Raw genomic sequence first — 14,858 nt, 5'->3', positions numbered from 1 at the left:
TTCCAGCGAAATCGAGTATAACGGTCCCATGAAGATTCTCGTCATAGAAGACGATCGCGAAGCGGCCGATTACCTCCAGAAAGCCTTTTCCGAGGCCGGACATACCGCCCATGTCGCCGGCGACGGCGAAACCGGCTTCGCGCTCGCTGACTCCGGCGACTATGACGTGATGGTCGTCGACCGCATGTTGCCGCGCCGCGACGGCCTGTCGGTCATCGCCGGTCTGAGATCCCGAGGCAAGACTACGCCGGTGCTGATCCTGTCGGCGCTCGGCGAAGTCGACGACCGGGTCACCGGCTTGCGCGCCGGCGGCGACGACTATCTGACCAAGCCCTATGCCTTTTCCGAGCTTCTGGCCCGGGTCGAGGTGCTGAACCGCCGCGCCAGCGCCAGGGAGGCCGAAACCGTCTACCGGGTCGGCGATCTCGAACTCGACAGGCTGTCGCATTCGGTGCGGCGCGCGGCCCGCGAGATTACGCTGCAGCCGCGCGAATTCCGCCTGCTCGAATATCTGATGCGCCATGCCGGCCAGGTGGTGACGCGCACCATGCTGCTGGAAAATGTCTGGGACTATCATTTCGATCCGCAGACCAACGTCATCGACGTTCACGTCTCGCGGCTGCGCGGCAAGATCGAGAAGGGCTTCGACAAGCCGATCCTGCACACGGTTCGTGGCGCCGGCTATATGCTCAAGAGCGGCTAGCATGGCCCTTTCCATGCCGGCCATCATGAAGACGACGGCAGCGCGGCTTTCGGCGCTCTATCTCCTGCTGTTCGCTATCTGTGCGGTGCTGCTCGTCTTCTACATGACCTCGCTGTCGGCGCGCATGCTGACCGGCCAGACGCAGGAGACCATCAACGACGAGGTGCTCGGCCTCGCCCGGGTCTATCAGCGCGGCGGCTTGCCGCTGCTGGTGCGCGTGGTCGAGCAGCGCTCCCGCCAGCCCGGCGCCAATCTCTATTTGATCGCCGACGCCAACGGCCAGATCCTGACCGGCAACGTGCAGAGCCTGGAGCCCGGCGTCCTCGAGGCCGAGGGCTGGACGACGGAGCCGTTTTCCTACCGGCGCTTTGGCGAGGGCGAACTCGAGCGGCAACGCAACCCGATCGCCGCCCCGAACGAACCCAGCCAGAGCGAAGTCCAGGTCGAAGGCGAGAAGGGCCACAACGCCATTGCCTTGGTGCTGCGCCTGCCGAACCAGATGATCATGCTGGTCGGTCGCGATCTCGGCGAGCCTGAGCGGTTCCGCGCCGTCATCCGCCGCGCCTTGACGTTGGCGCTCGGCATGATGGCTCTTGGTGGAATTTTGATCTGGTTCTTCGTCGGCCGCGCTGCGCTGAAGCGCATCGACTCGGTGTCGCAGGCCAGCCGCCGCATCATGGGCGGCGACCTTTCCGGCCGGCTGCCGGTCACCGGGGCCGGCGACGAGTTCGATCGGCTCTCCGAAAATCTCAATTCCATGCTGGCCAGGATCGCCACGCTGAATGAAGGGCTGAAGCAGGTCTCAGACAACATCGCCCACGATCTGAAGACACCGCTGACCCGGCTGCGCAACCGCGCCGAGGCGACGCTCTCCGGCAAGCACAGTCCCGCCGACTACCGGCAGGCGCTGGAAGCTACCATCGCCGAGTCCGACCAGCTGATAAAGACCTTCAACGCCATCCTGATGATCTCCAGGCTGGAGGCGGGCTATTCCTCAGAAAGCACCAGCCGGGTCGATCTGGCTGCTTCCGTGCGCGATGTCGTCGAGCTTTACGAGCCGGTGGCGGAGGACGCGGGAGTGACACTCGAGACCTCGGTGCAGGATGGCTTCGCCGTTGAAGGCAATCGCGAGCTGATCGGCCAGGCGCTATCGAACATCGTCGACAACGCGATCAAATATTCAACCGACTCGACAGCCAAGCCGACTGTTCGCGTGGCGCTCGATCGCGTCGGCAGCGAAATCAGGCTTTCCGTCACAGACAACGGCCAGGGCATTCCCGACGATGCCGATCGCGCCAGGGCCACCGAGCGCTTCGTGCGGCTGGAGAAGAGCCGCTCGCAGCCGGGTTCCGGTCTCGGCCTAAGCCTCGCCAAGGCGATCATGACATTCCACAACGGACGGCTTGATCTCCTGGCCGGCAATCCTGGATTATCCGTCGTCATGAGTTTTCCCGAACGGAAGGATCGCTGATGGCGGTGAAGGCGGCTGCGGAACACACCAACTGGCTTCTGAAGCCGGCGGCAAAGCTCGTGCCTCTGGATCAGAACCGAGCCCGGCGGGAATTGTCGGAGATCGCTTCCGCTGCGCAGGAAGAGGGGCTTGCCGGGTTGGCGAAATTCCTGGCCGGCAAGGACGCCGTCCAGGAGTTCCTCGCGGCAGTTCTAGACCTGTCGCCGTTCCTGCGCGACACGGTGCGCCGCCGCCCGCAGATCCTGGATGCGCTTTTCGATGAGACCGTCGAGGCGCGGCTGGCGTCGATCGGCGCCGCCATCGACAAGGCCGCGCGGGCGGAAGCCATCTCTGAAAACAGCCTGATGATGGAGCTGCGGCAATGGAAAGCGGAAGCGCATGTCCTGATCGCGCTGGCCGATCTTGCAGGCGAGGCCGAAACAGCAGTCACAGTACGGCGGCTGAGCGATCTTGCCGACGCCTGCACCCGCGCTGCAGTCGACTTCCTGCTTCGCGACGCGCACGGACAAGGCAAGCTCAAACTGCCGGACCTCGAGGATCCGGCGCGCCGGTCGGGCTGGATCCTGCTCGGCATGGGCAAGCTTGGCGCGCATGAGCTGAACTTCTCTTCCGACATCGACCTCGTCGTTTTCTTCGACCCGCAAGCGCCAGCAGTCGTCGATCCGCTCGATGCGACGGAGCTGTTTTCGCGCCTGACGCGCCGGCTGGTCCGCATTCTCCAGGACCGCACCGAACACGGCTATGTTTTCCGCACCGACCTCAGGCTTCGTCCCGACCCCGGTTCGACGCCGCTGGCGATCCCGGTCGAGGCGGCGCTGCGCTACTACGAAGCGCGGGGCCAGAACTGGGAGAGGGCCGCAATGATCAAGGCGCGTCCGGTGGCCGGCGATGTCGCCGCCGGCACTGCGTTCCTGAAGGACCTCCAGCCCTACATCTGGCGCAAATACATGGACTATGCAGCGATCGCCGACGTTCATTCGATCAAGCGCCAGATCCACGCCCACAAGGGTCTTGGCGAGATCGCGGTGAAGGGCCACAACGTCAAGCTCGGCCGCGGCGGCATCCGCGAGATCGAGTTCTTCGTTCAGACCCAGCAGCTCATCGCCGGCGGCCGCTTCCCCGAACTGCGCGGCCGCGAGACGGTGCCGATGCTTGGCCAGCTTGCGGCACGCGGCTGGATCACCGCCGATGCGCGCGATACGCTCACAAGGCAGTACTGGCTCCTGCGCCGCGTCGAGCACGCCGTCCAGATGGTCGCCGACGAGCAGCTCCATATACTGCCGGACGATGACGAAGGGCTCGAACGCATTGCCCGCCTGCTCGGTTTTGCCGATGCGGCGACCTTTGCCGAGGCGTTCCGTGCCGCACTCCATCAGGTCGAACGCCACTACGCAGCGCTTTTCGAGACCGCGCCCGAGCTTTCGGCGGGCATCGGCAATCTGGTCTTTACCGGCGATGTCGATGACCCTGATACATTGCAGACCCTGCAGAGATTGGGATTCCAGCGGGCGAGCGACATCTGCCGCGTCATTCGCGGCTGGCATTTCGGCCGCTATCGCGTCACGCAGTCGGCCGAGGCGCGCGAGCGGTTGACCGAACTGACGCCGGCGCTGCTGCAATCCTTCGGCCAGACGCGCCGCGCGGACGAGGCGTTGATACGCTTCGACGAATTCCTTGCCGGTCTGCCCGCCGGCATTCAGCTCTTCTCGCTGCTCCACTCCAATCCAGCTCTGCTGAAGTTGCTGGCGACCATCATGGGCGCGGCGCCCCGGCTGGCCGCCATCATCACGCGTCGGCCGCACGTGTTTGACGGCCTGCTTGATCCGGCCCTTTTGACCGAACTGCCGGACCGCGCCTATCTGTCCGGCCGTCTCGCCGCGTTCCTCGAAGGCGACAGGGCCTATGAGGACGTGCTCGACCGCTTGCGCATCTTTGCGTCCGAGCAAAAATTCCTGATTGGCGTCAGGCTGCTTGCCGGCTCGATCGATCCGGCCCGCGCCGGCCGTGCCTTTTCCGATCTGGCCGATCTCACCATCGATGCGGCGCTGCGGGCGGTCATCGCCGAGTTCGCGCTACGCCACGGTCGCATTGCCGGCGGCACGGTTGCGCTGCTCGGCATGGGCAAGCTCGGCAGCCGCGAATTGACGGCCGGCTCGGACGTCGACCTCATCCTGCTTTATGATCACGACGCCGATGCCGAAGAATCCCATGGCGACAAGCCGCTCGCCCCGTCTCACTATTACGCCAGGATGACGCAGCGGCTGATCGCTGCGGTGTCCGCGCCGACCGCCGAGGGCGTTCTCTACGAGCTCGACCTTCGCTTGCGGCCGTCCGGCAACAAGGGGCCGGTGGCCACCCATGTCGATGCCTTCAAGAAGTACCAGCGCAAGGACGCCTGGACATGGGAGCATATGGCGCTGTCAAGGGCCCGCGCGATCGGTGGCGATCAAGCACTGTGCACCGAGGTCGAAGCCGAGGTGTCGGCGGTGCTTGCCTTGCCGTGCGACAGCGCCAAGGTGATGGCCGAAGCATTCGAGATGCGCGCGATGATCGAGAAGGAAAAACCGCCGCGCGATCTCTGGGACATCAAGCTGATCCCGGGTGGTCTCATCGATCTCGAATTCATCGCGCAGGTGGCGGTGATCACGGGAAAGGTCGAAGCCGGCCGCCGGGCCACCGGGACAGCGGACGTGCTGTCGAGGCTGACGCCGGATTTCGCCGAGGCGCAGATCAGGCAGGAGCTTTGCGATGCCTATGCCCTCTATCTGGCGCTGACCCAGATGACGCGCCTCTGTCTCACCGGCGTATTCGAACGCGACGACGTTCCGCCGGGGCTTTCGGATCTGCTTCTGGCGGTCACCGACCTGCCGGATTTCGGCGTGCTGGAAGCGCACCTCAAGGAGACGTCGCAACAGGTCAGGAAGGATTTCGGCTTTTTGCTTCGTGCGAAACGACCATGACGGCGCAACGCCGATCGGCAGTTTCGAATAGCGTCGGGGTCCTGTCCCTCGGGCGTGTCCGAAAGTTGCAACCGCTTCACGACAACAGAGGGTCAGGCGGCGGCCCTGACCGGCTGCGTCGGCTTCCTGGTCGGAATGCGCACCGACACGATCGTGCCGGTGCCTTCGGTGGAGCGGATTTTCAAGGCGCCGCCCTGAAGCTCGGCCAACGAGCGTGAGATGGCAAGGCCAAGGCCGGAACCGGCATGGCTCTTGGAAAACTGGTTCTGCACCTGCTCGAACGGCCGCCCGAGCTTGCTCAGCGCCTCCTTCGGGATGCCGCAGCCATTGTCTTCGATCGTCAGGACCAGAGCACTGGACGTGTTGCGGGCCCTTACCGCAATGCGACCGCCCTGGCCGGTGAATTTCACCGCATTCGACAGCAGGTTGATGATGATCTGCTTGATCGCCCGGCGGTCGGCGAACAGCGTCAGCGAATCGGGGATGCGTGTTTCGACCGTGATCGACTTTTCCGCCGCCTGCAGCGAAATGACGCGCACCGTTTCCCGCATCAGCGGGCAGAGGTCGATTTCCTCCTGATCCATCGAGAACTGGCCGGCCTCGATCTTCGACATGTCGAGGATGTCGTTGATGACGCCCAAAAGATATTTGCCGCTGCCGTTGATGTCGGTGGCATATTCCTCGTAGCGCGGCGAACCCAAGGGCCCGAACAGCGCCCGTTCCATCAGCTCGGAGAAGCCGATGATCGCGTTGAGCGGCGTGCGCAATTCATGCGACATGTTGGCCAGGAACTCGGATTTGGCCCGGTTCGCGGCCTCGGCGCGCTCGGTTTCCTTCATGTATTTGTGATTGAGCTCGACCAGTTCGCGCGACCGTTCTTCCTCTGCCCGGCGGGCAAGGCTGAGGTCATGGATCGTCGCCATCAGCCGGCGCTCGCTGTCGACCAGCTTCTCCTGGTGCAGCTTGATCTGGGTGATGTCGGAGCCGACCGAGACGGTGCCGCCGTCCCTGGTCCGCAGCTCGTTCACCTGCAGCCAGCGGCCATCGGCAAGCTGCCGCTCGAAGGTCACGCCGCCTTGCTGCCCGTTGGTGTTGGCAAGCCGGCGCTCCGAGGCGAAGGCAAGCATGCGATCTTCAAGAACGGCGCGCGAGGCGCCCGGCATCACGTCGCGATCCGACAGGCCGTTGTCCTGCTGGTACTTGGAATTGCACATGATCAGGCGCTGGGCCGAATCCCAGAGCACGAAGGATTCGTTGATGTTTTCGATGGCCGTTCGCAGGCGCAGATCCGCGGCCTCGGAGCGCAGCGCCAGGTGCCGCTGCTCGGTGACGTCGACGGCGATGCCGATCAACTGGATCTCCGGCGCTTCCGGGTCGATCACCTGCGCCCTTGCGCGCATCCACACCCATTGTCCGTCGGCGTGGCGCATCCGGAACACCTGGTCGATGTGGTCGATCTCGCGTGCGACGATCCTGTTGGCGAGCTGGAACAGGTCGCCGTCCTCGGGATGGATGATCCCGTCGACCTCGCCGAACGACAGCATCGTGTCGCAGGGCTCATAGCCCAGCATGTCGTACATCGAACGCGACCAGTACATCTTGCCGCGCACCATGTCCCAGTCCCACAGGCCGCAGCGGCCGCGCACCAGCGCCATGTCGATGCGCTGGTGCGCTTCGAGATAGATGCGGTCGGCGGTCTGGGCGCGCGCCGCCTGGCCGAAATAGGCATAGAGGACGATGATCAGCACGCCGGCCGTCAGCACGAACAGCGTGACGTTGAGCGAAACGGTTTTGCGCCACGTGTCGAAGACCGCATCCTGCGGAACGAGCGCTGCGGCAGCACCATTCCTGTCATTTGCCAGGCTCACCGCGGCATACCAGTCCTGGCCGCCGATGCTGACCTCCATCACCCCGGCGCGGTCGCCGAACATGAACAGCGGTTGACCGCCCTGGGCGATGGCGTCGAGCGACCGCCCTTCCCAGCCCGTCGATTGCGGTGTCACGGCAACGATTTTGAACGCGCTGTCGGTGACCGCAAGCACGTGGCTTCGACCCATTGCGCCCTGACGGCTGATGCCCTCCAACAGGTCCTGCGTCGCGCCAGGCGTCGAAGCCATCCTCGCATCAACGCTAATCGAACTGGCCAGCTGGCCCGCCGCGAGCGAGAGGATCGCCTTGGCGTCGCGTTCCACGTCATCGCGCTCGTGCATCAGCGACAGGAACCGCAGCGCCGCGATGACAAGCAGGAAAATGATGATTAGGGCCGGTATCGATCGGCGCAACAATGGCTCGGCTGCCAAAAGTCGTCGGTAGGCGGGTTCGGCGATCAGCCGCGCATTGCCGGCAAGACCGTCGCTTCTCGCCTCACGCCGCTCAAAACCCGTCCCTCCGGGCGCGCCCCACGCGTCCGCCTTCGCCATAAATGGCTCTCCCCGATTTAAATCTGCTTGACGATCCGGTGACGCCGCACTTCCGAATCTTCAGCTAAAGAATCAAAGGTGATTCGGCTTGTCCATAGGCGCAGCGAAAAAAGATTAAAAATCGACTAAAATAATGGCTTTCCGCCCGATGATGCCGGGCGGCAACCTTCTAAGGTGTGTTGAGATTCAGGTCAGGCCGCGCCGAGAACGGTGGATTCCGAGAACCGGAGCGGAGCGTACTTTTTTGTACGTGAGCACCGGAAGCGCAGGAAACCGCCGTTCGCAGGCCGGCATCACCTGAGTATCAACACACCTTACGCCAGCGTGCGCTCAACGATGTCCCGCAAATCGGCCGACAGGTTCTCGGTATTGGCAATCGAAAGCAGCGCTTCCCTTGCCTTGCCCTGCCGGGCAGGTTCGAGTGAGCGCCATGATCTGAGTGCCGTCGCCAGCCTGGCGGCCAACTGCGGGTTGCGCTTTTCGACCTGCAGGACCGTTTCGACGAAAAATCGGTAGCCTTCGCCGTCGGCGCGATGGAAGCCGGTCTGGTTGGCGCTGGAAAACGTGCCGACGAGCGAGCGCACCCGGTTCGGGTTGGCCATCGAGAAGGCCGGGTGGCCGGTCAGGGCGCGCACTGCATGAATGGTTTGCGGGCCGGGCACGCTGGCCTGGATATGGAACCATTTGTCCATCACCAGCGGATCGGTCGCATATTTCGCTTCGAAGTCCGCCAGCGCCTTGACCGTCTCGGGCGAACCGCCATGGCGGAGCGCAAGCACGGTCAGTGCGGCGGCGCGGTCGGTCATGTTGGTCGCGGACTGGAAATGCCGGGCCGCAAGCGCCGCACCTCCCTGCAGCAGCGAAAGATAGTCGAGCAAGGTGTTGCGCAACGCCCGGCGACCGGCGCTTGCCGCATCCGGCCTGAAAGCGTCCTTGTCGGTCAGTCGACCGTAGAGGTCGGAGAATATCTCGCGATCCGACTCGGCGATCGCGACCGTCAGCGCCTCGCGGGCCGAGAAAACGGCATCGGGGTCGATGTTCTTGCCGATGTCACGGGCGATATCGGCTTCGCTCGGAAGCGCCAGAGCCAGCGCCCGATAGGCCGGTTCGAGTGTCTCGTCGCCGGCTATTTTGCCGGCAAGCTCGATCAACCGCGATGCGAAACCGGGCTGCTTGCCGTCAAGGACCTGGCGGAAGGCGGATATCAGCGCCTCGCTTAAAAGCGTGTTGAACGCCTGCCAGCGCGAGAAGGTATCGTTGTCATGGCCGGCAAGGAAGAACTGATCGTCGGCCCTCTGCTCGACAGAAAGCGTCACCGGCGCCGAGAAGCCGCGGTTGAGCGACATCGCCGGGCGCTCGGCGACGCCCGAGAAGCGCACCATGTGCCGGCGCTTGCGGATATGGATGACGCCGTCTTCGACGCTGGCGCCCTCGACGCCGCTATATTCTATCGCTTTGCCGTCGGTGCCGACCAGGCTGAAGGCCAGCGGAATATGCATCAGCCGCTTGCGGCTTTCGGACGGCGTTGGCGGCACCGACTGCTCGATCTCGAGCGTGAATTCCTGGGCCGCCGCGTTGTGCGTCGAACTGATGGTCAGATTGGGCGTGCCGGCCTGATGGTACCACAGCGAAAATTGCGAGAGGTCGCGCCCGGACACATCCTCGAACACCTTGATGAAGTCCTCGATCGTCGCAGCCTCGCCGTCATGGCGCTCGAAATAGAGATCCATGCCGGCCCGGAATGTCTCGGCGCCGAGAATGGTGCGGATCATGCGCACCACTTCCGAGCCCTTTTCGTAGACTGTCGCCGTGTAGAAATTGTTGATCTCGCGGTAGCGGCGCGGTCGCACCGGATGCGCCAGCGGTCCCTGGTCTTCGGGAAACTGATGTGCCTTGAGCGTGCGCACTTCGGCAATGCGTTTCACCGCTCGCGATCGCTGGTCGGCGGAGAATTCGTGATCGCGGAAAACCGTCAGCCCTTCCTTCAGGCAAAGCTGGAACCAGTCGCGGCAAGTGATTCTGTTGCCAGTCCAATTGTGGAAATACTCATGCGCGATGATCGCCTCGATATTGGCGAAATCGGCGTCCGTTGCGGTCTCCTGGTCGGCCAGCACATACTTGTCGTTGAAGATGTTGAGGCCCTTGTTCTCCATCGCGCCCATGTTGAAGTCGGACACGGCGACGATGTTGAAGACGTCGAGGTCGTATTCGCGGCCGAACGCCTCTTCGTCCCATCTCATCGACCGTTTTAGGGCGTCCATGGCGTAGCCAGCGAGCCGCTCCTTGCCCGGCTCGACAAAGATGCCGAGCTCGACCTCGCGGCCGGACAAAGTGACGAAGCTGTCCGCGACCTTGCCGAGAGCGCCCGCCACCAGCGCGAACAGATAGGACGGCTTGGGGAAGGGGTCGTGCCAGACTGCATAGTGCCAGCCGTCGGCAAGGTCGCCGCTGCCAGCCGGGTTGCCGTTGGAAAGAAGCAGTGGCGCCTCGTGGTGCGGCGCCTCGATGCGCACCGTATAGACCGACAGGATATCGGGACGGTCGAGAAAATAGGTGATGCGCCGAAAGCCCTCGGCCTCGCATTGCGTGCAATAGACGTTGCTGGAGCGATAGAGGCCCATCAGGGCTTCGTTGTGCGCCGGCGCCAGCTCGGTTTCGATCAGGAGCTGGAAACGGGCCGCTGCGGGCGGCGTGGTGATCGTCAGCTGATCGGGCGTGGCAAAAAAATCGGTGGGCGCAAGTGTCTGGCCGTCGATTGCGATGCGGCTAAGCTTCAGGCCATCGCCGTCCAGCACCAGCGGCACTGACGCCGCGATGCCGTCGCGGCGCTCGACCGTCAGCACGGCGGTGACGCGCGTGGCTTCCGGCGACAGGCGGAAAGTCAGGCCGGTTGCCGGAATGAGATAGTCGGTGGGGCGATAGTCTTCGAGCTTGAAGACCTGGCCGGTGTCCGTGCGCATTCCGTTGGTTTTCCTGTCGATTCCCGCAGCGGCAGGTGGGGTCCGCTGGTCGAAGAAATGTGAAGCACGCGCTCTTTACACGAAACCGTCACTCGACAAAACTGGCGCAGCGCCTATTTCAGGCACTCGTTTTCCAATCATCGTCGCGAGGTATCCATGACAGTCGTCACACCGAAATTCGGCATGGGCGCCTCTGTGCTGCGTCGCGAGGACCAGGCCTTCATCAAGGGTCTCGGTCGCTATACGGACGACATCCAACCGGCTGGCCTCCTGCACGGCTATGTCCTGCGCTCGCCGGTGGCCAAAGCAAGCTTCACCGTCGGTTCGACCGAGGCGGCCAAGGCGGCATCTGGCGTCCATCTGGTGCTGACCGGTGCGGATCTTGCTCATCTCGGCAAGCTGAAATCCGGCGTCATGCAGAGGCAGCCGGACGGCACCAAGGCGCCGACCCGCGATATTCCGGTCCTTTGCCACGACCGGGTCAATTATGTCGGCGACGCCGTCGCCTTCGTCGTAGCCGACAACCGCGCGCTGGCACAGGACGCGGCCGAACTGATCGAGGTCGATTATGAGGGCGAGGATGCCGCGTCCGGCACTGCCACGGCGCTTGACGAAGGCACGCCGCTGGTGTGGCCGGAACTCGGCTCCAACCGCGCCTTCAGCTACCACATCGGCGACAAGGCGAAGACCGCGGCGGCATTCGCCAGGGCGGCGCATGTCACCCGCATCGAATTCATCAACAACCGGCTGGTCTGCAACTACATGGAGCCGCGCTCTGCGATCGGCGAGTGGAACACGCAAGAAAACCGCTTCGTGCTGACCACAGGCTCGCAGGGCGTGCATTCGATGCAGTACATCCTGGCCGACATATTCAAGATCAAGAAGAACCAGCTGCGCGTCATCACGCCGGATGTCGGCGGCGGCTTCGGGCCGAAAAGCTTCGTCTATCGCGAGCATCCGCTGGTGCTGGAGGCCGCCAGGCGCCTTGGCCGCCCGGTGAAATGGGCCGGCGACCGCACCGAGCATTTCCTCACCGATGCGCAAGGCCGCGACAATGTCGTGACCGCCGAGATGGCGATGGACAAGGACGGCCGCTTTCTCGGCATGAAGGTCGATCTCCTCGCCAATATCGGCGCCTATATCTCGCAATACGGCCCGTTCATCCCCTATATCGGCGTCAGCATGTCGACCGGCGTCTACGACATCCAGGCGCTCGACGTTTCGGTGACCGGCCTCTACACCAACACTTGCCCGGTCGATGCCTACCGCGGCGCCGGCCGTCCGGAAGCGGCATTCCTGCTGGAAAAGCTCGTCGACGCCTGCGCCCACGACCTGGGCTTGCCAGTCGAAGAGATCCGCCGGCGCAATTTCATCAGGCCCGAGCAGTTCCCTTACCGCACGCAGACCGACCGCCTCTATGATACCGGCGAATTCGCAGGCCATATGGACCGCGCCATCGAACAAGCGGAGTGGCAGGCGTTTCCGGAGCGGCTGGCGCAGTCGAAGGCGGCCGGCAAAATCCGCGGCATCGGCATGGCGACCTATATCGAGGCCTGTGCCTTTCCCGGCTCTGAACCGGCCTTTGTCGAATTGAACGGCGACGGCACGGTGACGCTGAAGATCGGCACCCAGACCAACGGGCAGGGGCATGCGACCGCCTATGCGCAGTTCCTCTCGGAAAAGCTTCATCTCGACATCGGCAAGATTCATGTCCGCCAGGGCGACACCGACGAGCTGAAGGCCGGCGGCGGCACCGGCGGCTCGCGCTCCATTCCGCTTGGCGGTGTATCAGCTTCTCGCGCCGGCGAGGATCTGGCCATCAAGATCAGGCGCATCGCCGCCGATGAGCTGGAAGCCTCGGCCGACGACATCGAATTGTCCAACGGCGTTGCCCGCATCGTCGGCACCGACCGCACGATCGATTTTTCGAGCATCGCCAAGGCCGCCAAGAACCCGGACGATCTCAAGGGCTTTGGTGAGTTCGTGCAGGACGAATGCACGTATCCGAACGGCACCCACATCTGCGAGGTCGAGATCGATCCCGACACCGGCGTGACGGAGATTGTCCGCTATACGATCGTCGACGATTTCGGCGTCACCGTGAACCCTATCCTGCTGGCCGGCCAGGTGCATGGCGGCGTCGTCCAGGGCATCGGCCAGGCGCTGACCGAGAACACGGTCTATGACGAGGACGGGCAGCTGTTGACGGCAAGCTTCATGGACTATGCCATGCCGCGCGCCGACGATTTGCCGTTCTTCCATTTCGAGACCCGCAACGTGCCCTCGACCACCAATGCGCTCGGCATCAAGGGGGCAGGCGAGGCGGGCACGATCGGAGCGACGCCGGCCGCGCTCAACGCGGTGACGGATGCGCTCTATCGCGCCTACGGCATCAGGCACATCGATATGCCGGCAACGCCGGCGCGCATTTGGGCGGCGATCCAGGAAGCAGCTGCCAAGTGAACCCGACGGACCATCCCGGCGGGCACAACACGCTGACCGGGATCATGCTCAAGATCGTGTCGGTGGCGGTGTTCGTCGCCATGTCGTCCTGCATCAAGGCGGCGGGCACGGTGCCGGCCGGCCAGATCGTCTTCTTCCGCTCGTTCTTTGCCATCTTCCCGATCGTCGTCTTCCTGGCCTTCCAGGGAAAACTTGGCACCGCGTTTTCGACCAAGCGCCCGCTCAACCACATTGCGCGCGGCGTTGTCGGCGTCTGCGCTATGGGGCTCGGCTTCTTCGCGCTGATACGGCTGCCGCTGCCGGAAGCGATCGCGCTGAACTACGCACAGCCGCTGCTGGTGGTGGTGTTCAGTTCGATCTTCCTCGGCGAAGCGATCCGCATCTATCGCTGGAGCGCGGTTGCGGTCGGACTGGTCGGGGTGTTGGTCATCTCATGGCCGGAACTGACGCTGCTGGGTTCTGGCGCAGCACTCGGCGATCAGGAGGTGCTCGGCGTCATCGCCGCATTGCTCGCGGCAGCGATCTCTGCCGTCGCCATGCTGCTGGTGCGCAACCTCGTCCAGAGCGAACCGACGGCAACCATCGTGCTGTGGTTTTCGGTGACGGCGAGCCTCCTGGCGTTGCTGTCGCTGCCGTTCGGCTGGCAGGCGCTGACACCGGCGCAGGCGGGCCTGCTCATTGCTGCAGGCTTTTGCGGCGGGCTCGCTCAGATTCTGATGACGGCCGCCTATCGCCATGCCGAGGCCTCGGTCGTGGCGCCTTTCGAATACACGTCGATGCTGCTTGGCATCGTTGTCGGCTATCTCGCCTTTGGCGACGTCCCGACGGTTCATATGCTCATCGGCGGCGTGATCGTCGTTGCCGCGGGCATCTTCATCATCTGGCGCGAGCGCCAGCTTGGCCTCGAACGTGCCCGCACCCGCCAGGCGACCCCACCGCAAGGGTGATCATTACGGCTCGGCCCGCTCGTTCGCCAATCGCACCAGCACGGTCCTTGTCTGCTCATCTGCGGGGAAAAAGGATTCGATCGCCAGTTCCGACAGCGTCACGTCGAGCGGCGTGCCGAACACGGTGATGGTGCTGATGAACGACAGCACAGCATCGCCATGCGCAAGCCGCAGCGGGTGCACGATCGCGTTCGGCTCGACCGGCACCGGCCGTGCGCCGTTCAGGCCGGATGGATAGGTCCGAAGCTCGCGCTCCAGTTCGACCAGAACCGGGTCGCCAGTGGCGTCGTTCTGGCGTTTCAGCCGGTCGAGAAGATGCGCGCGCCATTCGGTCAGGTTGACGATGCGCGGCGCCACGCCACCCGGGTGCAGGCTGAGCCGCAGCACGTTGACCGGCGGATTCAGCAAGGAAGGCTCGGCGACGTTGGCCAAGAGCGGGCCGATGGCGGCGTTCGCCGACACCAGGTTCCAGTGCCGGTCGACAGCGAGCGCCGGGAAGGGTTCGTGCCCCTTGAGCACGATCTCGACCGCCGCCATTGCCGGCGCCAGCGAGGCATCGGTGAGCGGACGCTCGCTGAAGCTGGGGGCAAAGCCCGCGGCCAGCAGGAGCTGGTTGCGCTGCCTCAGCGGGATCGACAGCTGCTCGGCCAGATGCAGCACCATGTCGCGCGAGGGTGCCGCGCGGCCGCTTTCCACGAAACTCAGATGCCGCTGCGAGATTTCGGCTTCCATGGCGAGATCGAGCTGGCTCATGCGCCGGCGCATGCGCCATTCGCGAATGAGGCTGCCGGCGGAAGTCTGGGTTGCTGTCATGAGCGCATGACTAGGCCGGCAGCAGATGCATTTCAATTACCGGGGAGGTTATAGGTACAGCATCTACGTCGGAGATTGGCGAAAGCGGTGATGACAGCCAATCTCCCCCCTTGTGGGGGAG

Annotated in this window: 8 protein-coding genes; 5 read left to right on the top strand and 3 right to left on the bottom strand. The window is 64.0% G+C overall.

From position 1 onward, the window contains the following. The first annotated feature begins 28 nt into the window (after positions 1 to 28). From BQ8794_RS28330 to BQ8794_RS28320, 3 genes are read left to right on the top strand one after another with little or no spacing between them, the layout of a single operon-like run. The gene (locus tag BQ8794_RS28330) at positions 29 to 703 is read left to right on the top strand and encodes a response regulator transcription factor (protein ID WP_167378867.1); all 675 of its coding nucleotides are present in this window, start codon (positions 29 to 31) and stop codon (positions 701 to 703) included. 1 nt (position 704) lies between these two features. After that, entirely contained in the window at positions 705 to 2,174 is a 1,470-nt protein-coding gene (locus BQ8794_RS28325; RefSeq protein ID WP_077381955.1) for a sensor histidine kinase, read from the top strand. Further along, positions 2,174 to 5,134 (top strand): bifunctional [glutamine synthetase] adenylyltransferase/[glutamine synthetase]-adenylyl-L-tyrosine phosphorylase, encoded by a 2,961-nt coding sequence (locus BQ8794_RS28320; RefSeq protein WP_077381953.1) that lies wholly within the window; start codon positions 2,174 to 2,176, stop codon positions 5,132 to 5,134. Before BQ8794_RS28325 ends, BQ8794_RS28320 begins: the two co-directional genes overlap by 1 nt. A gap of 92 nt (positions 5,135 to 5,226) precedes the next feature. On the opposite strand, the gene BQ8794_RS28315 is transcribed toward BQ8794_RS28320, so the two are convergent. Beyond that, a complete protein-coding gene (locus BQ8794_RS28315) occupies positions 5,227 to 7,554 on the bottom strand; it encodes a PAS domain-containing sensor histidine kinase (protein WP_077381951.1) in 2,328 nt (775 codons plus the stop codon). A 314-nt stretch (positions 7,555 to 7,868) separates the two neighbouring features. Continuing rightward, positions 7,869 to 10,514, bottom strand: a complete 2,646-nt coding sequence (gene pepN, locus BQ8794_RS28310; RefSeq protein WP_077381950.1) for an aminopeptidase N — start codon at positions 10,512 to 10,514, stop codon at positions 7,869 to 7,871. A gap of 156 nt (positions 10,515 to 10,670) precedes the next feature. On the opposite strand from pepN, the gene BQ8794_RS28305 reads away from it, so the two are divergent. Together BQ8794_RS28305 and BQ8794_RS28300 are read left to right on the top strand one after the other, a co-directional pair. Continuing rightward, positions 10,671 to 12,977, top strand: coding sequence for a xanthine dehydrogenase family protein molybdopterin-binding subunit (locus BQ8794_RS28305; protein ID WP_077381948.1), 2,307 nt, complete (start codon positions 10,671 to 10,673; stop codon positions 12,975 to 12,977). Positions 12,978 to 13,021: 44 nt separating this feature from the next. Beyond that, entirely contained in the window at positions 13,022 to 13,924 is a 903-nt protein-coding gene (locus BQ8794_RS28300) for a DMT family transporter (protein ID WP_077382241.1), read from the top strand. A gap of 3 nt (positions 13,925 to 13,927) precedes the next feature. On the opposite strand, the gene BQ8794_RS28295 is transcribed toward BQ8794_RS28300, so the two are convergent. Beyond that, positions 13,928 to 14,737: a helix-turn-helix domain-containing protein gene (locus tag BQ8794_RS28295; RefSeq protein ID WP_077381946.1), complete on the bottom strand. Its 810-nt coding sequence runs from the start codon at positions 14,735 to 14,737 to the stop codon at positions 13,928 to 13,930. Between the last annotated feature and the right edge of the window lie 121 nt (positions 14,738 to 14,858).

It is taken from the genome of Mesorhizobium prunaredense (assembly GCF_900156895.1).
GTDB classification, from domain to species: Bacteria; Pseudomonadota; Alphaproteobacteria; order Rhizobiales; family Rhizobiaceae; genus Mesorhizobium; species Mesorhizobium prunaredense.
Note: the sequence above shows the minus strand (reverse complement) of the source record. Positions and strands in the feature narration are given on the sequence as shown.

Coding starts and splice junctions, on each gene's coding strand:
- BQ8794_RS28295 (WP_077381946.1), bottom strand. CDS start 14,737: ATGACAGCAACCCAGACTTCCGCCGGCAGCCTCATTCGCGAATGGCGC.
- pepN (WP_077381950.1), bottom strand. CDS start 10,514: ATGCGCACGGACACCGGCCAGGTCTTCAAGCTCGAAGACTATCGCCCC.
- BQ8794_RS28300 (WP_077382241.1), top strand. CDS start 13,022: ATGCTCAAGATCGTGTCGGTGGCGGTGTTCGTCGCCATGTCGTCCTGC.
- BQ8794_RS28305 (WP_077381948.1), top strand. CDS start 10,671: ATGACAGTCGTCACACCGAAATTCGGCATGGGCGCCTCTGTGCTGCGT.
- BQ8794_RS28315 (WP_077381951.1), bottom strand. CDS start 7,554: ATGGCGAAGGCGGACGCGTGGGGCGCGCCCGGAGGGACGGGTTTTGAG.
- BQ8794_RS28330 (WP_167378867.1), top strand. CDS start 29: ATGAAGATTCTCGTCATAGAAGACGATCGCGAAGCGGCCGATTACCTC.
- BQ8794_RS28320 (WP_077381953.1), top strand. CDS start 2,174: ATGGCGGTGAAGGCGGCTGCGGAACACACCAACTGGCTTCTGAAGCCG.
- BQ8794_RS28325 (WP_077381955.1), top strand. CDS start 705: ATGGCCCTTTCCATGCCGGCCATCATGAAGACGACGGCAGCGCGGCTT.